This is a genomic window from Pseudomonadota bacterium, from assembly GCA_008501635.1.
In the GTDB taxonomy this organism is placed as follows: domain Bacteria; phylum Pseudomonadota; class Gammaproteobacteria; order QQUJ01; family QQUJ01; genus QQUJ01.
In genome coordinates this window covers 1-23,338 of record QQUJ01000027.1, presented here as the reverse complement: position 1 = coordinate 23,338, position 23,338 = coordinate 1, and the positions used below count along the sequence as shown (strand labels likewise).

Here is a 23,338-nt window from a genome sequence, read left to right as displayed (position 1 = left end):
TTTTCAATAACCGCCTTTGCGACGGCTCTCGGGTAGCCCCGCGATCTTGCCGCCCTGCTTGCTTGGCATGCGGGGAAAGAGATCGTAGAGATCCTTGCTCGATACCCGTCCGCCCCAGATTTCGCCCATGGCTTTGAGAATGGTGCGCTCGTTGGGCTGGTTCTGGCCGTTGTTGATGTACTCGTCGCGCAGATAGCGAATCACATCCATATGCTTGTCGGTCAGTTCGATCTCCTCCGTCGCAGCGATGACCGGAGCCAGCTCTTCTGACCAGTCGTTGATATCGGTCAGATAACCGTTGGCGTCGCACGCGATGGGGGTGCCGTTTAACTCATAGGGCATGGGTTCGATCTCCTCGTGGTTTCAATGAATACAGGCATCCATCTAAAGTAGGCAGCGGCACGGAAAGAGACTACCTGCCTGACGGTGAAGGTGGGCTATCCCTTTTAGGGGAGGGGCTCGTCACGGCTCGTCTCGACGATCCGGCATCCGCGCGGTAGAGTGTCGCCCAGTCGGGCAATCGCCCAAAGCATACCCTTCCAATCTACAGGGAAACCGTGTGACGACTGCCACACAGACCATCCTCTTTACCGATCTCGCGGGTTACACCGAGAGTGTTGCCGGTGTCGATCGAGAGGGACTGCGGCGCATCCTCAAGCAGCACGAGGAGCGTGTGCGCCCCATCGTCGAAAACTATGGCGGCCGCGTGGTCAAGAATATCGGCGACTCGTTTCTCTGTCTCTTTCCCTCGGCCACCGACGGCTTGCGGGCGGCGCTCGATATTCACCATCTGCGCCAAACCCAGGAGAGCCTCGAACTGCGCCTCGCCCTGAATACCGGGGATGTGGAGATCATCGATGGCGATGCCTTTGGCGATCCTGTCAATCTGGCGGCGCGTATCCTCGCGCGCACCCCGGCGGGAGAGGTCTGGTTCAGCAATGCCACGCGCTTGTGCATGAACGCCTCCGAAGTGCCATGGGAGCCGGTGGGCTCATTCCGCCTCAAGGGCGTACCCGGAGAGATCGCCTGTTATCGCCTGGTGCCCGAAGATCGGGTCTGGCTGCCGCAGCGGGTGAGCATCGCGGCAGGGCAGGGGCGGCTGGTGAGTATTACACCGGACCATCCCACGCCAAAGCTGCCTCCCGATCCGATCATACTGTTTCAGGGTTTTGAACCCGGTTCGGCACGATTGGCCGAAGCGGTCGATGCGCTGCCGGTGCTGAGTCCGGATGTGCTCTATTTGGCGGACTATCGAATTGCCGCTGGTGAACGGCAGGCCTGGCTCGATGCCGGTTGCGGGTTGATTATCGGCACACCGACCGCAGTCACGTTCGCGCTGGCGGAATTTTCTCGCGACAGGCGCGACAATGGCGATTCAGGCGATGGCGCGCAGCTGACGGTGCTCGTCAAACGCATCGAAGAGATCACCCTGGAGATAGTGTTTGGTGGTTTGGCTCTCCCCAGGGTGCCATTGGCAGACGTGGTGGCCGCCTACCACTACGAACTGACACCTGACGGAGATTGGGCGACCGAGTCGGATCGTGCGCTGCTGCGCATCGCCGTAACCAGGGAGGGAGTCGAACTTCATGCGCGCTGCAGTGAAATCGCGGTCGGGGGAGGGGCGCTGGCCGAGGATGAGAAGGTGATGCTTGCCAAACGTCAGATCATCAATACGCCGGCAGGGGGGTTCGAATTCCTGCCTCTGGAGGGAGAGTACTGCGGCGCATTGCTGCGCGACACCACGCTCAAGTTGGGTGTCGGACGGGGACAGACCGTCGAGTTGGGCCGGCAACCGCGGGCACCGGGCTTCGCTTTCCCCAGGCGTCCTGGGCAGACCAACATACGCTGGTGTGCCGGGAGCAAGGCGCGCCAGGCACGCGAGCAGGATTTCACGCTGGATCGCGGACTGGTGGGGAGGCGGCAATTCGCGATTCGGGTGGGGCACGGGTCATTGGAACTGGTGCCGATGCACAAGGAGTGCACGACCTACGTATTGCGTGATGGTGGTTTGGTGGAGATCCTCCAACCGGTGCCGGTACGTTTTGGCGATCAGGTAATTGCGGGAACCACCGTCGTCGCGCTGCGCCGGCCGTGAGCCTGCCCCATTGCGCTGGTTTCCGCTAAACGAACCGATTATCATCGCAAAAAACAACGGCCGCTCAAGCGATTAGCCTGCTGCCTGGGGTTCGGCGGCATGCGCCTTTCCCCACATGTTGTACCGCACAGTTACGGAGTGTTCAGCCGCTTCACGGACGGCTTGCAAAACCTATGGCGATGGAAATACCCGGCTACCAGATCATCCGCGAACTCGGCAAGGGCGGGATGGCGACCGTCTACCTGGCGATTCAGGAGAGTTTCGGTCGCGAGGTGGCGTTGAAAATCATGTCGTCCAGCCTTTCGGCGGATCCCGATTTTCATGAGCGGTTTCTGCGCGAGGCGCAGATCGTCAGCCGCCTGGTACACCCCAATATCGTGACCGTCTACGACATCGGCGAGCGCGACGGGCACCACTATATGTCGATGGAGTATGTAAAGGGTAAGGATCTGCGCCACAAACGCGACCAGCTTTCGCTCCTGGAACGGTTGCGCATCATCAAGGAGGTCGCGCTGGCGCTCGATTATGCCAGCAAGAAGGGTTACATCCATCGCGACGTAAAACCCGACAACATCATGCTGCGTGAAGAGGATGGTCGCGCGGTGCTGATGGATTTCGGTATTGCCCGCGCCGTCGAGGTCGATGTCAGCATGACGCAGACCGGCACCGTGATCGGCACGCCTCAGTACATGAGCCCGGAGCAGGCACGCGGCACCCGGGTCGATCATCGGGCGGATCTCTACAGTCTGGGCGTCGTGATGTTTCAGCTGCTTGCCGGCCGCGTGCCCTACCATGCCGAAACGCCTGTGGCGGTTGCGCTCAAGCACATCACCGATCCCTTGCCGCAGTTGCCCAACAAGCTGCGTGTCTTTCAGCCGGTGATCGACAAGGTGCTGGCCAAAGACCCCGATCATCGTTATCAGAGCGGCGCCGAAATGGTGGTGGCGTTGGATCGCATCAGTGCGGCGTGCGAGCGTGCATTACTGGCGCGCAAAGGGCAGAACGGCGTCGAGGATGAAAATGGCGCTGGGGATACGCCGGCGCGCACGCCGACGCTGGCAATGAAGCCCAAGGTCGCGATCAAGACCAATAGCCAGGATTCGGCACCCACTGCACCGCAGGATGCAGTGCGTGTCCCGGCCGATTACCGGCGCACGCAAACCAGCACCAGATCCGGCGGCGGGGCCGGGCTGTGGTTGTGGTTGTTGCTCATCGTCACCGGCGGGGTCGGAGCGGCCTACTACTTGGGGTATCTCGATCCGTGGCTGGGGCGATGGCAAAACCCGTTTGAAACCGCACAGGCACCGGGCAGGGACGCGAAATCACCGCCGGTGAGTGCAGGTGAGTCAGCGGAACTCCCCGCAGCGCCCGCCACATCGGCACCGACCGTCAGTGGGACTTCGCCGCCGCTTGCAACCGATACCGCGGAGACCACGGATGCGGCACCCGAGTCCACGCTGTTGAACACTCCCCAGGAAACGTCTGCCGCAGATCCGGCCGCAACGCTCGTCTCCAAGATCGAGGCTCAGGCGCAGGAGTTGGAGTTGCGGGTGGCGAGTGATCTCAGCGTTGCGCCCCAGCTTGCCCAGCTCTACCTGCTGGTGCTCTCCGATCAGCCTGATCAGCCCTGGGCGACCAACGGCTTGGCGGCGTTGCAGGAACGTCATCTGGAGGCTGCCCGCGCGGCGTTCGCCAGCGGTGACACGGGCAAGACCCGTCAGTACCTGGAGTGGGCGACAGCCAGTTACCCTGACACGCGACGTCTGGCCGGTTTCGTAAGCCTGGGGGAGCAACTCAACAAATCACAACGGGTGAGCGAACTGCTGCAACAGGCCGAACAGCATCTGGCGAACAATGCGCTGACTTCACCCGCCGGCGCCAACGCGTTGGAAAGCTTTCAGGCGGCGCTGACCGAGGATGCCGGAAATACTGCGGCGCGTTTGGGTATTACGCGCATCGCCGAACGTTACGCTGCCCTGGCCGAAGCACACCTCGATAAAGGGGAGCTCGATAAGGCAATGGCGATGGTCAAGCGTGGTCTGAGTGTCGATCCCGACCAGATCAAACTCAAAGAGCTGGGTTCGCAGATCACCTCCCTGCACACCCGCCTGCAGCAGGTGCACGACCTGTTGAACCAGGCGAGAACACTGCAAACGGCAGGTAAACTGATCCAGCCCGGCGGCGCAAACGCTTTCGAAAGCTATCGTCGCGTGCTCAAACTGGATGCCGGCAATCGCGAAGCCAATCAGGGATTGCGTGCCATTGAGGCTGAATTGGCACAGCGTATTCGAACGGCGATGAGTGCCAGCCAATTGGATGATGCGGCGCTGTTGCTGGCGGAGGCGCGCGAGCGATTCGCGCAGAGTTCCACACTGTTGGAGTTACAGAGCCGTCTCGATGAAGCACGCGAATCGGCGGTTCGAGCCGCGGCCGAGGCCATCCGCCCGAAAGTCACGCGGCTCAGGGTGAGCGGCTCCGCATTGCAGGGACTGGAGGGTCCGCAGCCATCGAGTTTCAGGGCCGATCGCACGCTGCACATCGGTTTTGACTATCAGAATCTCCAACAGGAGACGACGGTCATTCAAGCGATCCTCTACGATGGTGCGCGCAGCATGGAGATCGCCCAGGTGGGGGTGGTGGTAACCGGCGCAAATGGAATCAAGTTCTTCCAGATAGCGCGTCCTGTCGAGGGCTTTCCCGAAGGGGGTTATAATCTTGACCTGGTGTTGGAGGGCGAACGGCTCAGTTCGGATGCCTTCAGCGTCGAAAAATAGCGCGCCGCCGCGAGGATCGCGGTATGGTCCAGGGCAGGCGTGCCATCGGAAAGAGATTCAGACATGATCCGTAAATACTTCGTGGTAGCAGCATGTGCTCTTATCGTGGTGGGGTGCCAGGTTCCCGCTAACGTCAAAGAGTTGAGCGACGAGAACCAGACCCTGAAGGGGCAGTTGAACAACGCTAACCAGCAGATCTCCCAGCTCAAGGCCCAGGAGCGACTGCTGCAGAAAGACATCGCGGAACTCAATCGCGTGGTCACCGTACTGGATGCCGAAAAGGGCTCACGGGTTCGCGAGTCGTCGCAGTTGCGGGGTCAGATCCGCAAGTTCCAGCAGCAGCAGATCGATGAGCTGAAGGAATTTCTGGTGCGCGAGGATCTCCTTGACTATATCGGCGGCGAGCTCGTCGAACGCGCCCAGGTCGAGGAAAAACCGCTGTTGATTGTCGATCTTGCCCACGCGGTGCCGAAGAACGGGACACTGACAGGCGTTGGCGGGTACTTTGCCAAGCCGGCCCCCTTCAAGGTCAAAGTACTGCGGCAGGTGGAAAACGATCTTGTGGTGATCTGGGAGAGCAAACCGCTTACGCCCAAGCAGCCGGGCCTCAATCGCATCAACTTCCCCGTGACGGTCGGCGTCGAGCAAGGTGACGTGCTTGGCTACTACTTCCCCACCCTGACCGGTGTCACCTTCGATACGGGCAGCGGCGACACCCGCTATCTCCAGTCGGATCTGCGGCCAGGCGGCAAGGTGCGGCGTTCGGCTCTGCTGGGTGATGGGAAGAAACGGGCCTATTCGATCGGGGTCTATGCGCTTCTGAACTGACGCACAGCGCACGATCGCCAAATCCGATCGCAGCCATTTCGGGATGACGTGGCGTCGAATTAGTCGTTTGGTTGATGCAGATCAACTCGGGCACTGGAATCTTTCAGCGCGAACGATATCGTTACCACTGTAGTATCAGTATGCGTCCTCCATACCCCCGGTGGTTCCCCCCCTCCCCCCCAATTGACCACCGGGGGTTTCTTTACCTGCAATCCCTACCCGATAGGCTCCGGGCGCAAGCTTCGCTAGCGCTCCGCAACCGGATGCTGCCGTGCCAGGCCATGGGGGATTCGTTCAGAGCGTGATGATTTGAAGCGATTCATAGCGCAGGACGCTGCGCTGCTTGTCGCACCGCTGACTGCGCGGCTAGTTCGACTCCTTCCGTGTCCAGCCGCCGCTCTTGCCGCCGGATTTTTCGAGCAACTGCACCGAGTGAATCTGCATCCCGCGATCCACCGCTTTGCACATGTCGTAGACCGTCAGCAATGCCAACTGAACGGCCATCAACGCCTCCATCTCCACACCAGTGCGCTCGGCGGTTTCGGCCCGTGCCACGCAGTGGATGTCGCCGCTCTGGGAGTCGGGTGTAAGGTCGATGGAAAGATGCGTGAGCATGATCGGGTGGCAGAGCGGAATAAGATCCGAAGTACGTTTGGCAGCCATGATCCCGGCGATGCGAGCGATGCCCAGGACATCCCCTTTTTTGTGATCGCCCGCGATGATTTTCTCCAGGGTCGCAGGCTGCATGTGTATGCGTCCCTCGGCGACCGCGATGCGATGCGTGGCCTTCTTCTCACCCACGTTCACCATATGGGCGTCACCGGCCTGATTGAAATGGGTCAACTCGCTCATGGTTGAAGACTCCCCGATGGTGGTTGGCTCACTCCCGCGGCAGTTCGCGGATCTCGAACCGCAGGGTTTCGAGGTCGCCTACGGCGTAAGTGGGCGGGGCTCCTATGCCTGCTACCGTGCCGGGATTCAAGAGCACGGCAGCCCCTTGCTTGTGCTCGACCGCAGAGATCTCGCTGGTGTGGCTGTGCCCACAACAGAGTAGGTCATAGCGGCCCGACTGCGCCATTCGTTGCGCCCGATGCGGATAGTGCGAGAGAAAGATGCGGCGTCCCGCGAGTACGAAATCGGCTTCGGCGCCGTAGTAGCGGATACCGCTGTTGGCGCGGGTCGCCATGGTGCGCAGCTCATCGAGATTGCCGCTGTTGTTGCCATGCACGAGATAGATGGGCTTGCCCAGGCGTTTGAGCTCCGTCAGCGTTTCGGTCGCGATTAAATCGCCGCAGTGGAGGAATGCCTCGGCGCCTTCGTCCAGCGCGCTTTGCGCGGCAGCGAGCATGCGATCGATGCGATCGTGGCTGTCGGAGAGGATACAGACAATCAAGGCGCTCTCCTTAGAAACGGGGCTTGTCGGGGTCGCTATCGTAGCGCTTGATGCTATCGAGCACCTCTTTTTTGGCCGCTTCGACACCCGCCCAACCATCGATCTTCACCCATTTGTCCGGATCGAGGTCCTTGTAGTGTTCAAAGAAGTGGCCGAGCAGATCGAGGACGCCTTTCGGAACATCGGTGATCGAATTGGCCTCCTCGTAGTGGCCGCGCAGCCCTCGGGCGGGCAGTGCCAGCACTTTGGCGTCGGGACCCGCTTCATCGGTCATTTTCAACACACCCACCGGGCGGCAGCGGATGACCGATCCGCTGATCAGGGGAGCCGGGGTGATGACCAGCACGTCCACCGGATCACCGTCTTCGGACAGGGTGCGCGGCACATAGCCGTAATTGCAGGGATAGCGCATCGAGGTCTTCAGGAAGCGGTCCACGAACATCGCTCCTGTCTCTTTATCCACCTCGTACTTGACCGGCTCGGCGTGGGCCGGGATCTCGATGATAACGTTGATCTCATCCGGCGCCTGTTTGCCGGGGCTGACTCTGTCCAGGTTCATATGCCTTAATCCTGCTGGGTTCTTTAGGGGGTTGGTGGGGATCTTAACTGGTCAAAGCGACTTCACTACGTATATACTCCGCAACCGAATTTCTAATCGGGTCATGGGTTTTTCGTCGATTCGACCGACGAAGCAATCTGGGCAAACGCTGGGATTTCAAAAGGGGTAACCGGCGGGAGCAGGGCGCCTATTCTCCAAGGGCCTGTCCATCGCGTCAATCCCGAGCTGTATCGGGCGCATACCCCGCGGGTCTTGACCCGGAAATCCCGAATGCATTTGCCACCCCAGGATTCGCCGTGTCTGCAGGCTGCATCTGGCGTCTGCGAACACCTGTTTTCATTCAACTGTAGGGAGCATTGGGGAGATGACAGCGTTACCACCCATTCTAGGTATTCTCGGCCTGGTGGTGGCTTACTTCATATATCAAGCGATCATGAAGTACTCCGCCGGTGAGGATAAGGTCGCCAAGATCGCCGAACAGATTCATATCGGCGCCATGGTGTTCATGAAGCGCCAATACAAGATGCTGGTGATGTTCGCCGGTGTTCTGGTAGTGATCCTTTGGTATCTGCTGGGTTGGAAGACGGCCGTGGCCTTTATTGTCGGCGCGCTGGCTTCAGGCACCGCCGGTTATCTGGGCATGTTTACCGCGACCAAAGCCAATGTGCGTACCACGACGGCGGCGCACACCAACGGCGCGGCCGAAGCGCTGACCGTCGCCTTCTACGGCGGATCGGTCATGGGTTTGGCGGTGGCCTCGCTGGGGTTGATTGGTCTCGGTGGTCTCTACCTCTTCTTTGGTGGAAACCCGGAAACGGCGCATACCATCGAAGGCTTCGGCATGGGCGCCTCAACGGTTGCATTGTTTGCACGTGTTGGCGGCGGCATCTTCACCAAGTCCGCCGACGTCGGTGCCGATCTGGTGGGTAAACTCGAGGCGGGTATACCCGAGGATGATCCGCGCAATCCTGGCGTCATCGCCGACAATGTCGGCGACAATGTCGGTGACGTTGCCGGCATGGGCTCCGACATTTTCGAGTCCTATTGTGGCGCCATGATCGCCACCATTGCCATGGCAGCTACGCTGTCGGCAGCGTCGATCGCAGCATTGGGCGATCGCGGCATGTTGATGTTCTTACCCCTGGCGCTGGCCTCCACGGGGTTGATCTGTTCAGTGTTGGGTATCGGCATCGTGCGCAAATTCAGCAACAAAGCACCCGAAGTGGCGCTGCGTTCGGGCACCATCGGTGCCACCCTCCTCTTCATTCTTGCCGCATTGGTGGTGGTGCTGGTCGCCGGAGTGACCTACAAGGTGTGGCTCGCGGTGCTGGCCGGTGCCGTCGGTGGCATCATCATCGGGTTGGTGACCGAGTACTATACTGCCAGCAAGCCGGTGGAGAAGATTGCGGCAGCAGGTGAAACCGGTGCTGCGACCGTGATGATCACTGGTCTGGCGATCGGCATGCAGTCGGTGGTGATCCCGTTGCTGACCATCTGCGCCATTATCTTCGTTACCACTGAGTTGGTGGGCCTCTACGGTGTGGGTATCGGTGCGGTTGGAATGCTGGCTACTGTCGGCATCACCATGGCCATCGACGCATACGGCCCGGTAGCCGATAACGCCGGCGGTATTGCCGAGATGGGTGGTCTGGGTGCGGAAACCCGCAAGATCACCGATTCGCTGGACGAGTTGGGCAACACCACCGCCGCCATCGGCAAGGGCTTCGCCATTGGCGCGGCAGCCCTGGCCGCACTGGCCATCATCACCGCCTTTGGGCAGACCGTAACGCTGCACAATCCCGACTTTGCGTTGGAATTGGGTAGCCCGACCGTGCTGATTGGGCTCTTTATCGGCGGGTTGATTCCGTTCCTGATCGCAGCCATCACCATGACTGCGGTCGGCGACGCCGCCTTTGACATGATCAAGGAGATTCGTCGTCAGTTCCGCGAGATCCCCGGTCTGCTGGAAGGCACCGGTGAGCCCGATACCGCACGTTGCGTGGATATCGCCACCACGGCTGCCTTGAAGCGGATGATCCTGCCCGGCGTGATCGCGGTGGGCATGCCCTTCGTGATCGGTTTCGGCATGGGCCCTGAAAGCCTGGGCGGTATGCTGGGTGGGGCGCTGCTCTCCTGCGTGCTGTTGGCGCTCATGATGGCCAATGCAGGTGGTGCCTGGGACAACGCCAAGAAATTCATCGAGAAAGGCAACTTCGGCGGCAAGGGTTCCGATGCCCACAAGGCGGCCGTGGTGGGCGATACCGTGGGCGATCCCTTCAAGGATACCTCCGGCCCCGCCATGAACATTCTCATCAACGTCATGGCCATCGTGTCATTGGTTATCGCACCGTTGCTCTGAGAAATCGAAGCGCTGTTTGAACAGAAAGGGCCGGTGTCACCGGCCCTTTTCTTTGGTGCAGGGATGAAAGCGGGGCCGCTGTGTCTATGCTTTAAGGAGGCAAGGTTTCCCATCGCATCGCAAAGGAGCCATCCATGAAAGTATTCATGCTGATGACCGGCAGCGGGCCCCTGGTAATTCTGACCTCCCATCAGTCTATCGAGGATGCCATGTTGCTGAGCAAGCTGGCCGCCAAGGGGATGACCAAGTTCATCGCCCACGAGATCCCGCTGGATCTGGCGCGCACGCGCTACGGCGGGCACTTCGATGTCGCCTCCAAGGATCTTTACGAATCCGACGATCTGCGCGTACTCGACTACAACGGCGAGCGGGCATTCCGCCTGTTTCGCTTCGAGGAGCTGGGCCCGGAGCTGCGCCACGAGGGCACCGGCTAACACCCGCTCCGCACCTTCATGCGGGCAAAGGGCCGGGATTGCCGGCCCTTTGCGTAATGACCTGGTGGTGGGCTATTTGAGTTTGTACGTGGTGCTGAGCTTGGTGGGTACCGCTACATTTTTCAGACGCACATACTGGGGCAACCCGTTCTTGTAGGGGGGGTAGTCCTCACCCAGGATGAGGGGTTCCAGATAGGTGCGGCACTGCTTGGTGATGCCGAAACCATCCCGGGTGATGAAGCTCTTGGGCATCATCTTCTCACGATTGGCCACTTTGGCGAGCGGGGCAACCCCCACTTTCCAGCGATAGGGCTTGTTGCTGGTGCGCACCACGGTGGGCATCACAGAGTTCTTTCCGGCCAGCGCGAGCTCCACCGCGGCCTTGCCCACGGCGTAAGCCTGCTCGACATCGGTTTTGGAGGCGATATGGCGGGCGGCACGTTGCAGATAATCCGCAACGGCCCAGTGATACTTCAAGCCCAGGCCGTTCCTGACCATCCCGGCGACCACGGGTGCCACGCCGCCGAGTTGGGCATGGCCGAAGGCATCGCGCAATCCCTGGTCAGAGAGAAACTTGCCGTCCGCCCCTTTCACCCCCTCGGAAACCACGACCGAACAGTAGCCGTGTGCGGCCACCTTCTTTTTGATGGTGGCGAGGAATCGCTTCTGGTTGAACGGTACCTCGGGAAAGAGGATCACGATCGGCAGTTCATAATCGGCACTGCTGGCAAGCCCACCCGCCGCGGCAATCCAACCGGCATGGCGCCCCATCACTTCGATGATGAAAACCTTGGTCGAGGTTTTGGCCATGGAGGCGACATCGAAGCTCGCTTCGAGCACCGAGATGGCGATGTACTTGGCCACCGATCCGAATCCCGGGCAGACATCGGTGATCGGCAGGTCGTTGTCGACCGTTTTCGGCACGTGAATTGCCTGAATCGGATAGCCCAGAGTTTTGGATAGCTGCGAAACCTTGAGACAGGTGTCCGCCGAGTCGCCGCCGCCGTTGTAGAAGAAGTAACCGATGTTGTGCGCGGCAAACACTTCAATCAACCGCTCGTATTCGGCGCGATTTTCCTCCAACCCTTTCAGTTTGTAGCGACACGAGCCAAAGGCGCCTGAGGGTGTATGTCGCAGTGCGGCAATGTCGCGCTTGGACTCTTTGCTGGTGTCGATGAGCTCTTCGGTCAATGCGCCAATGATGCCGTTGCGCCCAGCGTAGACCTTGCCTATGCGGTCTTTGTGCTGGCGCGCGGTCTCGATCACACCGCATGCCGATGCGTTGATAACCGCGGTGACGCCGCCCGATTGGGCATAAAAGGCATTCATCTTTTTTGTGTTGCGGGTGTTGCGAGTCGTCATGGTTGATACCCTCTGGGTCACTTGTTCCTATGAATCGGTCTGAAGCGGCGCTTGCATGGTGCCCTGGGAATTCCGGATACGGGCCGCGGGGGGGCTGCTGCATACCCTTCTGTGGTGAGGATGGGCGTATCCCCCAACGCCGGCATTCACTGTAATTTTTCGCAAGGAAGTTTCTCCTTCGAGGTGGATGAGGTCAATGTCTCCAAATCGGGAGTGATGTTTCTATAGCTAATTGGAGAGCAGATATCATTATGTAATGCGCGCACTGCTGTTCTTAAAATGAAAAGGTTGTGCTATATAGGGCGGGAATTAGGAAGTTCGCGTAAGCATACATCGAAGTTTGCAGTTCCCGGCGCGGATTTCACGGGGGGTACATCAACAAAAATGCGGGGTAAGCATAACCATGAGAATAGTACTTCTGGGGGCACCCGGATCGGGTAAGGGCACACAAGCCAAGCAACTCGTCGATAAATTCGCGATACCACAAATCTCCACCGGTGACCTGCTGCGCGCAGCGGTTGCCGATCGCACACCTCTAGGACTACAGGCCAAAGCTGCAATGGAGGCCGGTCAGTTGGTCTCTGACGAGATCGTGCTCGGCATGATTCGTGAGCGGCTTTCGCAACCCGACGCCAAGAAAGGTTTCATCCTCGACGGATTCCCGCGCAACCTCGCCCAGGCGGCCGCGCTCAATCAGATGCTCGACGAGCTGAATCAACCGATTGATGTGTCACTGCTGATCGATGTCGATTTCGATGTTCTGATGCAACGCCTCACAGGCCGCCGTACCTGCATGTCGTGTGGCCAGATGTACAACGTCTATACCACCCCGCCCAAGATCGAGGGCCAGTGCGATCGTTGCGGCGGTGAACTTCATCATCGCGCTGATGACAACGAAGAGACTATCGGCAATCGATTGAGAGTGTATGAGAATCAAACATCGCCTGTGGTCGAGTACTACCGCGGCCAGGGCAAACTGAGCACTGTCGAAGGGGTCGGCGATATCAAGCAGATATTTTCCTCCATCCTCAAAGTGTTAGAAGGTGCAGCTAGTAAGCCAGCAGTGGCCAAACCGGCAACTGCGCCCATGATACCAACTGCCAGAAAGGTGCCAGCCAGCAGCAGGCCGGTGCCAGCAAAGGCGGTTACCCAGAAGGCGAAACCAAAGCAAGCGGAGGCCAAGAAGAAAGTGACTGACGAGACAACTACCACTGAACCGGCGGCTGAGGCTAAGGCTCCAGCCAAAAAGAAACCCGCACCTAAAAAGGCGACTGCAAAGAAGAGAACAGCCGCTAAAAAGGCCGCACCGAAAAAGAAGGCCGCTGCCAAGAAGAAGGCTGCGCCGAAGAAAAAGGCCGCTGCCAAGAAGAAGGTAGCCACCAAGAAGAAGGCTGCGCCGAAGAAAAAGGCCGCTGCCAAGAAGAAGGCCGCCGCCAAGAAGAAGGCTGCGCCGAAGAAAAAGGCCGCTGCCAAGAAGAAGGCCGCCGCCAAGAAGAAGGCTGCGCCGAAGAAAAAGGCCGCTGCCAGGAAGAAGGCAGCCGCCAAGAAGAAGGCTGCGCCGAAGAAAAAGGCCACTGCCAGGAAGAAGGCAGCCGCCAAGAAGAAGGCTGCGCCGAAGAAAAAGGCCGCTGCCAGGAAGAAGGTAGCCGCCAAGAAGAAGGCTGCGCCGAAGAAAAAGGCCGCTGCCAGGAAGAAGGTAGCCGCCAAGAAGAAGGCTGCGCCGAAGAAAAAGGCCGCTGCCAGGAAGAAGGCTGCGCCGAAGAGAAAGGCCGCTGCCAGGCGGCGTTAGGCGTCAGCCCTGGCAATGACCTAAGGTGGGCGCCTCTGGCGCCCACTTTTTTTTCGCTTCGCCAATCCTTGTCCGGTAATACGAAATAGCCAGCTATCCACAGTACCCCAGATCCGTTCCTGCAGTCGTTTCCACCAAGGGCGTTGCCGCCAGCGCGCCGCACTTATCTCGCGGGCGTGCTCGAAATCGTCGCGGAACATACGCTCGACGACGGCAGCAAAACGGACATCATCGATTTCCTGATTGGCATCGAGATTCCACAGCTGATTCCAGCGATCCAGATTGCTGGAGCCTATAGAAACCCATTCGTCGCAAAGCAGTACCTTGGAGTGCAGGAACTGGGGGCGATACTCGAAAATACGCACACCCGCGCGCAGCAGGCGTCCGAAGTAGCGTCGACCAGCGTATCGAACACCCGGATGGTCGATGAGCCGGCCGGGCAGCAGCAGGCGAACCTCAATGCCGCGTCGAGCTGCTGAGCAGAGGCTGCGGCGTAAGCGATTGGTGGGGATGAAGTAGGCTGTGCTCATCCAGACCCGGTGTTTGGCCGATTTGATGCGGCCCACGAACGAACGCAGTATCTCGGGTTTGTGTGCGCCACTCGCTGTCACGAGTCGTCCCGCCATGTTGCCATCCACCGCAGCGATACGCTGGGGGAGGCTGGGGGGCAGCGCGCAGCAACGCTGCCATGTGGAGGCGAACAGGTGTGCCCAGTCGTCGAGCACGGGTCCGTGCATGGCTACCATGGTTTCGCGCCAGCCAGAGTGCCGTGACTTCTGCGGGAGCACGGTATCGCTGATGGCGGTACCACCGGTAAACCCTATTCGCCGATCAACCAGCAGCAGTTTTCGGTGGTCACGCCGCAGGTTGTGGCGCCATTTGTGGTAGGCAAGGGGGTTGTACAAGGTAAGGGCGACGTTGCCGGCGCGCAGCCGGTAGCGATCGTGAGCGCTGAGGTTGCGGGCGCCGAAGGCATCGAGCAAGACACGTACGGTGACCCCCCGTTGAGCGGCTGCACACAGTTGCTCGATGAAGTGATCGGCTACGGCGCCCGTTTCGAACAGGTACATCTCGAGCAGCACCTCGTCGCGTGCCGCTGCGATTGCCTCCAGCATCGCAGCAAGGAAATCCTCGCTCGCGGTGTAGAGTTCGAAGTGGTTCCCATCGCGCCACGGGAATCCACGCTGTAATGAAGGGGAGACCATCGGGCGGTGTTGGCAGGAGAGAGTCAGTCGGTTCGGGGGGTTAAAACCAGGCGTCCGGCCTCGACGCACAAATTGGACCGACCCGTGAGCCAGTCGCGCAGCGTTCGTCCGGCCAGCTCGGCGCGCCAGCCGTGCAGCAGGGATATCTCATCCGAGCCCCGCACCAACTCCTCCAGATCGTTGCGCGATGCCAGCGAACCGGCGCTGACTCCAGCCGTTGCAGCGCACAGACGCAACAGCGCCATCAGCGAATCGACGACGGCCCCTTGAGCCTCATCGAGCGGTTTGGCGCGCGGGAGATGCGGCCAACTCTCGCGTGGGGTGTTGAGAGCCTGGCCGATGATCGTGAGCAGGCTGGCGCCGTCCCGATCGATGGTTCCCTGCTCCAGGCCGCGCACCTGACTCAGCGCGGCGCGGTCAGCGGGGCGTTGGCGGGCCAGATCGAGCAGCAATTCATCGCGCAGAATCCAGCGGCGTGGGCGGTTGCGCTGGCGTGCCTGTTCTTCGCGCCAGGCGGTCAGATCCTGCAGCACCTTGAGCTGTACGCCCTTGAGTTTGCCGGCACCCTTGACACGGCGCCACATGGTCGCGGGCGGATTGGCATAGGTTGCCGGATCGGTGAGCGTTGCGAAATCCTCCGTGAGCCAGCCCAGTCGACCCAGGCCGGCGAGCTGCGCGTGCAGTTTTTCGTAAGCGGATACCAGGTAGGTGACATCGTCCGCCGCGTAGCGAAGCTGCTCTACGCTGAGCGGGCGGCGACTCCAGTCGGTGCGCGTGTGAGTTTTAGCCAATTGCACACCGAGCAGCTTTTCAACCAGCGCAGCGTAGCCGATCTGTTCGCCAAGGCCAGCGAGCGTGGCGGCGACCTGGGTGTCAAAAATGGGTGTGGGCACCGATCCGCTGCTGTCGTAGAAGAGTTCCAGATCCTGGCGCGCAGCATGCAGAACCTTGAGGCAGTTGGGATCGTAAAGCAGCGCCGTCAGCGGCGAGAGATCCTTGATCGCCAGTGTATCGATGCAGGCGACGACATCGTGGGTGGCGATCTGGATCAGGCAGAGTTCGGCGAAATAGGTCTTTTCGCGCAGGAACTCGGTGTCCATTGCGATCCACTTTGCGTCGCGCAAGCGCGCGCAGAAGACCTCCAACCGCTCGGTGGTATTGATAAACTCAGGATTCATTTTTTGATTCGATGCCGTTATCCGATGCCGTGTATTATCCCCGGTCAGTGCCATCAGTGATACGGTGCATGAAGCGTAGCCCTGGAATCGCCGAGCTGTGACACAACTCATACGACTGTTCTTCGATATCTGCCTGTTTCGCCGCGGGCCACAGGATGTTCCGGTTTCCGTGTGGCTGTTACGCGCGGTGCTCGTGATCTATCTGGTCCTGGGCGTGGCGGTGCTCTCGCTCGACAACGGATTGGAGTGGCGGAGCGCGGCGAAGGTCTTGGTCGATCTGGCGTTGCTCGCGGGTATCACTTGGGGCACGCTGAGCTGGCGGCGGCACCAGGCGCGCTTTACCCAGACCCTGACCGCGCTGTTGGGTACGGGCATTGTGCTCTCGATAATTGCTCTTCCCGTGGTGCGCTGGCTCTATTTGAGCTCTGCGGCAGGTGGTGTCGATCCGGCAGCAGCCATGATCTGGTTCGTTCTGCTGGTCTGGAGTCTGGCGGTGATGGGCCATGTGATGCGACACGCTCTGCAGGGCTCGTATGCCTTGGGGGCATCGGTTGCGGTGGGTTATCTGGTTGCGCAGATGACACTCCTCGATCTGCTTTTCCCCGAGTCCGGCTGATGCACCTCCATATTCTGGGGATCTGCGGAACCTTCATGGGCGGCGTGGCGTTATTGGCACGCGAACTGGGCCATACGGTGACCGGGCAGGACGCAGCGGTCTATCCACCCATGAGCACCCAGCTTGCGACCGCGGGTATCGCGCTGCACGAGGGTTACGATACAGAGCCGCTGCGTACGGCGCCCGATTGTGTGGTGATCGGCAATGCACTGACGCGCGGTAATCCAGCCGTCGAACATGTCCTGGCGCGCGGTATTCCCTACACCTCGGGGCCGCAGTGGCTGGCAGACAATCTGTTGCGCGAACGCTGGGTCATCGGTGTGGCGGGAACTCACGGTAAAACGACCACCGCCAGCATGGTGGCCTGGATCCTCGAATACGCCCAACTGCAACCAGGGTTTCTGATCGGCGGCGTACCGGAGAATTTCGGCCTCTCGGCCCGCTTGGGCGCGACGCCTTTTTTCGTGGTCGAGGCCGACGAATACGACACCGCCTTTTTCGATAAACGCTCGAAGTTCGTCCACTACCGGCCGCGCACAGCGGTCCTCAACAACCTCGAGTTCGATCACGCCGATATCTTTCCCGATCTCGCGGCCATTCAACGCCAGTTCCATCACCTGGTGCGCACCGTTCCCGGCAACGGCCTGATAGTGGCACCGGTTGCCGATACCGCCTTGCAGGTCGTCCTGGAGCAGGGCTGCTGGACGCCGGTGGAGAATTTTCAGGTTTGCGAGGGCGGAGGGGCCGTCTGGCAGGCGCGGTCGTTGGCCGCCGATGCGAGTCGTTTCGAAGTCGTGTGTGAGGGCCGCGCTGTGGGTCAGGTCGCGTGGGATCTGGCCGGGCAGCACAATCTCGCCAACGGCCTGGCCGCGCTCGCTGCGGCCCGTCATGCAGGCGTGCCGGCGACAGTGGGTGTGGAGGCATTGAGCGGCTTTCGCAACGCCAAACGCCGCATGGAGTTGCGCGGGGAGGTGGGGGGTGTGACGGTCTACGACGATTTTGCGCACCATCCCACCGCGATCGCTGCCACTTTGGCTGCACTGCGCGCGCGGGTCGGCAGGGCACGGATATTCGCGGTGCTCGAACCGCGCTCCAACACCATGCGCATGGGGGTGCACCGTGAAACACTCGCGGATTCACTGGGCATCGCGGATCGGGTGCTGCTGCTCCAACCGGAAGGTCTGAAGTGGGATTTGGACGAGGTGGCACGCCGCATCGGAACGCAGGCTGCGGTGTTCGGCAACGTGGAGGCAATCGTGGCGGCCATCACAGTCGCGGCCAGACCCGGTGATCAGGTCATGATCATGAGCAACGGCGCTTTCGGCGGCATCCACGGGAAAATGCTTGCCGCATTGACCGCGGCGCAGTAGCCCCGCAGGAATATCAGCGGAGCCCAGGAGAGCTTGCGGACCTTGTGCTAGTCTTGGCTAAGGCCGCCCGAACCCAGCCCTCGCGTCGGATCCAGGGTGTGACGATCCGCAGACTGCTCGGGCGCTGACCGTTGGGTTGCGGGCTTTAATGACACTTCAGGCGGATTCCGTGTCTGACAACAACGATAAGCTGTCGCACCGACAAGAGATCAAAATCACCCCCGTACCGCACCGGCGAAACGGCGGCCCGTTGTTTAACCCAACCGTGTCATCGCACCATCAAATTCATAGGCCATACTGGCACCATGCGGGTCTTGTGGTACGGGACCTGAGACGCTGTCCAACAAGGAGGATACCCCCAATGCATCGTTCCAAAACTCTACTGGCTGGTGTTGCGATACTGACGCTGTCGCTGGGATCTGCCAATGCAGAAACCCTGCGCCTGCTTACCTGGGGCGGTTATGCCCCGGATGATGTGATCGCCGATTTCACCAAGGAGACCGGCATTACAGTCAGTGTCACCAAATCCAACAATGAAGACATGATCTCCAAACTGCGTGCCACCGGAGGCTCCGGCTTCGATCTGGCACAGCCCAGTCAGGATCGCATCGTCGGCGCGCAGACCGACTACGACATCTACAAACCCATGGACCTGTCGAAGATCGACGCGGCGCAATTCATTCCCTCGATGATGGATGCCACGCGTAAGAACACGACCTTCAAGGGCCAGGTCTACGGTGTGCCGCATATCTGGGGCACCAGCGGCCTGGTGCTCGATCGTTCCAAGGCAGGCAATGTCGGCGATTACACCGACCTCTGCAATCCAGCGCTGGCGGGCAAGGTTTCGTATCGACTGAAACGCCCGACGCTGATCGGATTTGCCTTCGCCATGGGTATGGATCCCTTTGCCGCGTATCAGGACAAGGGCGCCTATCAGAAGATCCTGGACAAGGTGGAAGCCAAGCTGGTCGACTGCAAGAGCAATGTGCGGGTCTACTGGACCGGCGGCGATGCGCTCCTCAACCTGCTGCGCTCCGGCGAGGTGGTCGCGGCCATGGCGTGGGACACCGGCGGGTGGAAGCTCAACAAGGAGAACGCCAATATCACCTTCGTCGCCCCGAAATCCGGAGCCCTCGGCTGGATCGACACCTTCGCGCTGCCGCGCAAGACCAAGGCTGAAGATGCCGCGTACAAGTGGATCAATTTTGTGATGCGCCCGCAGATCGCCGCGCGTATCACGGCGTCGGCCGGCAACTTCACCGCGGCAAAAGGCGCGGATGAATTCGTCGAAGAGACCTTGAAGAAGCAGTTCAAGGAGAGCTTCCCGCCGGCGGCCATCGACAACATCAAATGGTATCCCACCGTACCCGCGGGTCTGGAAGAGCTGGAGGGCAAGACCCTCGATCGCGTCAACGCGGCCAAATCGGGCTGAGGTGGGGTTGGTGATATCGCCTGTCAAGCGCGGTCGGCGGTATCGCTTTGTGAACCAAGAAAAAACCAGGAACCACTGAAGGCACCGAAAGCGCCGAAGGGGTGATTCGGTGACTTCAGTGCCTTCGGTGGCTCCTTCAGTTTTTATGCCATGGCCGGGGGATAGGCTCATGGGCGTTGCAGGGGCGCCAATCGTTTATGCCTGACACCTATGTTCTCGAATGCCGGGAGGTGACCCGGCGCTTTGGCGCTTTCGTGGCGGTGGATCAGGTTTCACTGGCGATCGAGAGCGGCAGCTTCTTCTCCATCCTCGGGCCGTCCGGCTGCGGCAAGACCACGCTGCTCAGGATGCTCGCCGGTTTCGATGAGCCGGAACACGGTGAGATCTACATCCAGGGCGAGTCGATGCGCGGGGTGCCACCCAATCACCGGCCGGTCAACATGGTCTTTCAGCATCTGGCCCTGTTTCCGATGATGACGGTGGCGGACAACGTCGCCTACGGCCTCAAGCGCCGCGGTGTGGCGCGTGGCGAGATCGGCACCAAGGTGGCGCAGGCGCTGGAGCGCGTGAGCCTGCCGGAGGCGGGCGGCAAGCGCATCAACCAACTGTCGGGCGGGCAGAAGCAGCGTGTCGCCATCGCCCGGGCGCTGGTACTGGAACCCACCGTGCTGCTGCTGGACGAACCGCTGGGAGCACTCGACCTCAAGCTGCGCGAGCACATGAAGGTCGAACTCAAACAGTTGCAGAAGCAGATCGGCACCACCTTCGTCTACATCACCCACGATCAATCCGAAGCGCTGGTCATGTCGGACCAGATTGCGGTCATGAACCATGGTCGGTTCGAACAGATCGGCACGCCGCAGGAACTCTACTTCGAGCCCGCGACGGCCTTTGTCGCCAGCTTCGTCGGCGAGGCCAATCGCTGGCGGGGAAAGGTGAGTGCGAGTGAGGGGGGGAACCTGACGGTTGAAATCGCCGGCGGCGTCGCACTTCAGGCGCATACCACCAACGGCATCGCGAGCCGCAACGAAGTGGAGATATTCGTGCGGCCCGAGGCCATTGGCTTGAGCCGTGAAGCGCGCCAGGATGTGGCCAACCAGCTGCAATGCACCGTCCAGGACATCCTCTTCAACGGCGCCAACACGCAGGTGCTGCTGCGCGAACAGGGCACCGGGCACACCCTGGTCGCCGCGCTCCCCGGAACCGGGGACTTTCTCACTATCAAGCGTGACGACACGCTCTTCGCGAACTGGGACCGGCGCCACACGCGCTGTTTCAGCGCGGACGCCGCCGAATGAAGTCGCACTACCGCATCGGCTTTTTTCTGCTGCTGGCTCCGCTGGGGCTGTGGCTGGCGTTGCTGGTGGTGATTCCCCACATCGACATGCTCACCATCTCGCTGCGCGACCGGGTGGCGCCGCGCGAGTACGTGTTCAGCTTCGTCAACTACCAGGAGTTCTTCAGCGAACCGCTGTACTGGAACACCTTTGTGCGTACCGCGACGATGTCGATCACCGCCACGGTACTGACACTGCTGATCGCATTCCCCATCGCCTACTACATCGCCAAGGTGCTGCGCGGTCGCAGCAAACGGCTGCTCTTCCTGATGTGTTTGATTCCCTTCTGGGTCAGCGAACTGGTGCGCACCTACGGCTGGATGATCCTGTTGCGTGAAACCGGCGTGGTCAGCAAGATACTGGTATGGGCCGGTATTCTCGATAAACCGGTCGAGATGCTCTACAACGACGCGGCGATCATGACCGGTCTCATCTACACCTCGTTGTTGTTCATGGTCGTGCCGCTGGTGACGACGCTGGACAGCCTCGACGACAGCCTCATCGAAGCCAGCTACGATCTCGGCGGCAATGGATTTTCCACGCTGCGTGAGATCGTGATTCCGCACGCCATGCCGGGTATCGTCTCCGGCAGCATCGTGGTCTTCATGCTGACGCTCGGCAACTATCTCACCCCCAATCTGCTGGGCGGAAAAGACAGCCTGTGGTTCACCGAGCAGATCTATACGCAGTTCATCACGCGGTTTAACTGGGAGTTGGGCGCGGCGTTCGGTTTTCTGTTGCTGCTGCTCTCGTCGGTGATCGTCTTCGGCGGGCTCAAACTTTCCCGTCAGACCTTGAGCGAGGCGTTGAAATGATCCTAGGAGCCGCAGTTGAACGGGCGCGTAGCGTGCGCCTTCGTGCGGCGAGCGGTATCGGAGGCACGGCGCGTTGTGGGCAATGGACGTTACAGCGACTGCCAAGCGGTCAACTGCGGTCCCTGGGATGATCCCCTCGCTTCCGCAGCCACGGGCGTATCGCGTCACCTATAAGGTCTACGTGACGCTGTTCTTTGTCTATCTCATAGCACCGTTGCTGGTAGTTGCGGTGTTCGCCTTCAACGATTCGCTGTTCCCGTCACTGCCCTGGAACGGATTCACGCTGGACTGGTTCATCGGGCGCGAGCAGCCCCGGCTGGGTATTTTTTACGATGATCCGCTGTTGAAGAGTATCAGCACATCGGCGTGGGTTGCCGTTTGGGTGACGCTGCTGTCACTGCTGGTAGGTACCTGCAACGCGTTTCTCTTTGAGCGCGAACAGTTTCCGTTCAGAAACCTGCTGTATATGCTGATGCTGACACCGCTGGTCATCCCCGGCGTGATACTGGGTATCTCGATTCTGATCTTCTCCAACTCGCTGGTGAACGGGATCGAGGAGTTGTTCGGCTACGAGATGGAGACGCTGCGGCCGGGGCTGGCGCTGGTGGTAGCCGGTCAGTTCGCCTTCATCACCACCATCGCCACGCTCGTTATCTCTGCCCGACTGCGCAAGTTCGACGCCAGCCTGGAGGAGGCGGCGATGAATCTCGGCGCCAGCAAGTTGACCGCGGTCTTCACCATTACCATTCCGTACCTCAGCCCGGCGCTGTTGGGCGCGGGGATCGTGGCGTTTCTCATGTCGTTCGAGAATTTCAATACCACGCTGATGCTGGTGGGCTCCGACGCGCCGCTGACCATCACCATGTTCGATCGCCTGCGCGAAGGCTCCACACCGGCCCTGAATGCCGTCTCACTGTTGCTGATGGCAGCCTCCGGGACGCTGGCCTTGTTCAGCATTCTGGTTCAAGGGGGTAAGGATGATGTTTAGTGTGAGCCGCCGAAGGCGGGCCTGTTGGGGTTGTTTAATCTGCCCCGGGCACGCAGCGTTGCTTGGTAGTGGTTTATAGGATGGGCCTTGAGGTAGCCCATGTTTCTCGTGAATTCTAGGGTTTCTACTGGGCGAATTGTGCGTAACTTGTTGCCAAAGGTACTCTTTACACTTTTTGTTGTGATGCCCTTGTTAGTGGTTCTAAGCGTTGTTTTTTTAAATAAGCAAATCCTACGTTCCAGTTCGCCAGGGTTCATTCAGTTAATTGTGAAATTGTTCTATTTGCCTGACGATTACTATTACCCATTAGTTGAAACTGAGTTAGTGGTATCTAAAGGAAAAGGAAGCAATACAGTTTTGAGTTTTGCGAATTCCTATAATGGAAAATACGGTGTAGAAGTTGTTTTTCATAATTTCGAAGCCGAACTCTATTGGAACAACAAGAGGATTAATATATCTGGGAGCATTGAGTGTAAACATGATGACAAGCTGGTTTATTCGAAGAGAATTACTCAGGGAAGTGCATTCCTGGGTAGGTTTGATAGCGGATATTTAGTCGATTACTACAGTGTCCCAAAAGATATCCCAATTGATATCAAACTCGCGTGTCAGTTCTATATTGAAATGGATGAGAGAAATGGACCCCGAAAATTGGACAGCGCGATAAGTGCGTCCTCGAGGGTGTTCAAAACTCTGTGTCAGCCAGTCTTCACAGTGCCATATGGTCGTCTAGGCGTCCCTGGAAGTGAATCGCCAGCTGTGACAATGTGAGATTCCAGTTTTGTACCGGATGCGTCCATCGCT

Annotated in this window: 19 protein-coding genes; 12 read left to right on the top strand and 7 right to left on the bottom strand. The window is 59.8% G+C overall.

Going from position 1 to position 23,338, the window contains the following annotated elements; all coding sequences use genetic code 11:
- Nucleotides 1-3 precede the first annotated feature (3 nt).
- The gene (gene tusE / locus DWQ09_15990) at nt 4-342 is read right to left on the bottom strand and encodes a TusE/DsrC/DsvC family sulfur relay protein (GenBank protein ID KAA3626528.1); all 339 of its coding nucleotides are present in this window, start codon (nt 340-342) and stop codon (nt 4-6) included.
- A gap of 97 nt (nt 343-439) precedes the next feature.
- Here tusE and DWQ09_15985 point away from each other — a divergent pair, with 97 nt between their 5' ends.
- From DWQ09_15985 to DWQ09_15975, 3 genes are all read left to right on the top strand, one after another.
- A complete protein-coding gene (locus DWQ09_15985) occupies nt 440-2,095 on the top strand; it encodes an adenylate/guanylate cyclase domain-containing protein (GenBank protein ID KAA3626527.1) in 1,656 nt (551 codons plus the stop codon).
- A 173-nt stretch (nt 2,096-2,268) separates the two neighbouring features.
- Nucleotides 2,269-4,869, top strand: a complete 2,601-nt coding sequence (locus DWQ09_15980) for a serine/threonine protein kinase (protein ID KAA3626526.1) — start codon at nt 2,269-2,271, stop codon at nt 4,867-4,869.
- Between the two features lie 63 nt (nt 4,870-4,932).
- Nucleotides 4,933-5,697 carry a hypothetical protein gene (locus tag DWQ09_15975; GenBank protein KAA3626525.1) on the top strand — a complete coding sequence of 255 codons (765 nt, stop codon included), beginning with the start codon at nt 4,933-4,935 and terminating at the stop codon, nt 5,695-5,697.
- A gap of 366 nt (nt 5,698-6,063) precedes the next feature.
- On the opposite strand, the gene moaC is transcribed toward DWQ09_15975, so the two are convergent.
- From moaC to DWQ09_15960, 3 genes are read right to left on the bottom strand one after another with little or no spacing between them, the layout of a single operon-like run.
- Complete coding sequence (gene moaC, locus DWQ09_15970; protein KAA3626524.1) at nt 6,064-6,549, bottom strand: cyclic pyranopterin monophosphate synthase MoaC; 486 nt, start codon at nt 6,547-6,549, stop codon at nt 6,064-6,066.
- 28 nt (nt 6,550-6,577) lie between these two features.
- Complete coding sequence (locus tag DWQ09_15965; GenBank protein ID KAA3626523.1) at nt 6,578-7,090, bottom strand: YfcE family phosphodiesterase; 513 nt, start codon at nt 7,088-7,090, stop codon at nt 6,578-6,580.
- A 10-nt stretch (nt 7,091-7,100) separates the two neighbouring features.
- The gene (locus DWQ09_15960; protein ID KAA3626522.1) at nt 7,101-7,649 is read right to left on the bottom strand and encodes an inorganic diphosphatase; all 549 of its coding nucleotides are present in this window, start codon (nt 7,647-7,649) and stop codon (nt 7,101-7,103) included.
- Nucleotides 7,650-8,013: 364 nt separating this feature from the next.
- Between DWQ09_15960 and DWQ09_15955 the strand changes: the two genes are divergently transcribed.
- Both DWQ09_15955 and DWQ09_15950 read left to right on the top strand, forming a co-directional pair.
- Nucleotides 8,014-10,008, top strand: a complete 1,995-nt coding sequence (locus DWQ09_15955; GenBank protein KAA3626521.1) for a sodium-translocating pyrophosphatase — start codon at nt 8,014-8,016, stop codon at nt 10,006-10,008.
- A gap of 134 nt (nt 10,009-10,142) precedes the next feature.
- Complete coding sequence (locus DWQ09_15950) at nt 10,143-10,442, top strand: hypothetical protein (GenBank protein KAA3626520.1); 300 nt, start codon at nt 10,143-10,145, stop codon at nt 10,440-10,442.
- Nucleotides 10,443-10,514: 72 nt separating this feature from the next.
- Here the strand turns inward: DWQ09_15950 and DWQ09_15945 are convergent, their stop codons facing one another.
- Nucleotides 10,515-11,771, bottom strand: coding sequence for a 6-phosphofructokinase (locus tag DWQ09_15945; protein KAA3626582.1), 1,257 nt, complete (start codon nt 11,769-11,771; stop codon nt 10,515-10,517).
- A gap of 436 nt (nt 11,772-12,207) precedes the next feature.
- On the opposite strand from DWQ09_15945, the gene DWQ09_15940 reads away from it, so the two are divergent.
- Nucleotides 12,208-13,593 (top strand): adenylate kinase, encoded by a 1,386-nt coding sequence (locus tag DWQ09_15940; GenBank protein KAA3626519.1) that lies wholly within the window; start codon nt 12,208-12,210, stop codon nt 13,591-13,593.
- 20 nt (nt 13,594-13,613) lie between these two features.
- Here the strand turns inward: DWQ09_15940 and DWQ09_15935 are convergent, their stop codons facing one another.
- Together DWQ09_15935 and rnd are read right to left on the bottom strand one after the other, a co-directional pair.
- Nucleotides 13,614-14,798, bottom strand: coding sequence for a phosphatidylserine/phosphatidylglycerophosphate/cardiolipin synthase family protein (locus tag DWQ09_15935; protein KAA3626518.1), 1,185 nt, complete (start codon nt 14,796-14,798; stop codon nt 13,614-13,616).
- 23 nt (nt 14,799-14,821) lie between these two features.
- Complete coding sequence (gene rnd / locus DWQ09_15930; protein ID KAA3626517.1) at nt 14,822-15,976, bottom strand: ribonuclease D; 1,155 nt, start codon at nt 15,974-15,976, stop codon at nt 14,822-14,824.
- 97 nt (nt 15,977-16,073) lie between these two features.
- Here rnd and DWQ09_15925 point away from each other — a divergent pair, with 97 nt between their 5' ends.
- The 6 genes from DWQ09_15925 to DWQ09_15900 all read left to right on the top strand — a co-directional run bounded on the left by DWQ09_15925 (nt 16,074) and on the right by DWQ09_15900 (nt 22,534).
- Nucleotides 16,074-16,592 carry a hypothetical protein gene (locus DWQ09_15925; GenBank protein KAA3626516.1) on the top strand — a complete coding sequence of 173 codons (519 nt, stop codon included), beginning with the start codon at nt 16,074-16,076 and terminating at the stop codon, nt 16,590-16,592.
- Nucleotides 16,592-17,962: a UDP-N-acetylmuramate:L-alanyl-gamma-D-glutamyl-meso-diaminopimelate ligase gene (gene mpl / locus DWQ09_15920; protein ID KAA3626515.1), complete on the top strand. Its 1,371-nt coding sequence runs from the start codon at nt 16,592-16,594 to the stop codon at nt 17,960-17,962. The genes DWQ09_15925 and mpl overlap by 1 nt, the downstream gene beginning before the upstream one ends.
- 361 nt (nt 17,963-18,323) lie before the next feature.
- Nucleotides 18,324-19,394, top strand: coding sequence for an extracellular solute-binding protein (locus tag DWQ09_15915; GenBank protein ID KAA3626514.1), 1,071 nt, complete (start codon nt 18,324-18,326; stop codon nt 19,392-19,394).
- Between the two features lie 197 nt (nt 19,395-19,591).
- Complete coding sequence (locus DWQ09_15910; protein ID KAA3626513.1) at nt 19,592-20,692, top strand: ABC transporter ATP-binding protein; 1,101 nt, start codon at nt 19,592-19,594, stop codon at nt 20,690-20,692.
- Nucleotides 20,689-21,546, top strand: coding sequence for an ABC transporter permease (locus tag DWQ09_15905; protein KAA3626512.1), 858 nt, complete (start codon nt 20,689-20,691; stop codon nt 21,544-21,546). Before DWQ09_15910 ends, DWQ09_15905 begins: the two co-directional genes overlap by 4 nt.
- 127 nt (nt 21,547-21,673) lie before the next feature.
- On the top strand, nt 21,674-22,534 hold the full coding sequence (locus DWQ09_15900) for an ABC transporter permease (GenBank protein KAA3626511.1): 861 nt from the start codon (nt 21,674-21,676) through the stop codon (nt 22,532-22,534).
- Nucleotides 22,535-23,338: the final 804 nt, after the last annotated feature.